Origin of the sequence: Ruminococcus sp. N15.MGS-57, from assembly GCF_000980385.1 — a bacterium.
In the GTDB taxonomy this organism is placed as follows: domain Bacteria; phylum Bacillota; class Clostridia; order Oscillospirales; family Ruminococcaceae; genus Hominimerdicola; species Hominimerdicola aceti.
Map to the genome: position 1 here is coordinate 1 of NZ_LARF01000137.1, position 626 is coordinate 626.

A 626-nucleotide genomic window follows, 5' to 3' on the forward strand; every position below is an offset into this window, starting at 1 on the left:
TGAAACTCAAAGGAATTGACGGGGGCCCGCACAAGCGGAGGAACATGTGGTTTAATTCGATGATACGCGAGGAACCTTACCCGGGTTTGAACGCATTCGGACCGAGGTGGAAACACCTTTTCTAGCAATAGCCGTTTGCGAGGTGCTGCATGGTTGTCGTCAGCTCGTGCCGTGAGGTGTCGGCTTAAGTGCCATAACGAGCGCAACCCTTGCCACTAGTTACTAACAGGTGATGCTGAGGACTCTGGTGGGACTGCCAGCGTAAGCTGCGAGGAAGGCGGGGATGACGTCAAATCAGCACGGCCCTTACATCCGGGGCGACACACGTGTTACAATGGCGTGGACAAAGGGAGGCCACCTGGCGACAGGGAGCGAATCCCCAAACCACGTCTCAGTTCGGATCGGAGTCTGCAACCCGACTCCGTGAAGCTGGATTCGCTAGTAATCGCGCATCAGCCATGGCGCGGTGAATACGTTCCCGGGCCTTGTACACACCGCCCGTCAAGCCATGGGAGCCGGGGGTACCTGAAGTCCGTAACCGCGAGGATCGGCCTAGGGTAAAACTGGTGACTGGGGCTAAGTCGTAACAAGGTAGCCGTACCGGAAGGTGCGGCTGGAACACCTCC

The 626-nt window shown here is 57.7% G+C and carries 1 rRNA gene; it reads left to right on the forward strand.

Annotated elements, in window-relative coordinates:
* Window positions 1-626, forward strand: a 16S ribosomal RNA gene (locus WS40_RS10975); the annotation flags it as partial.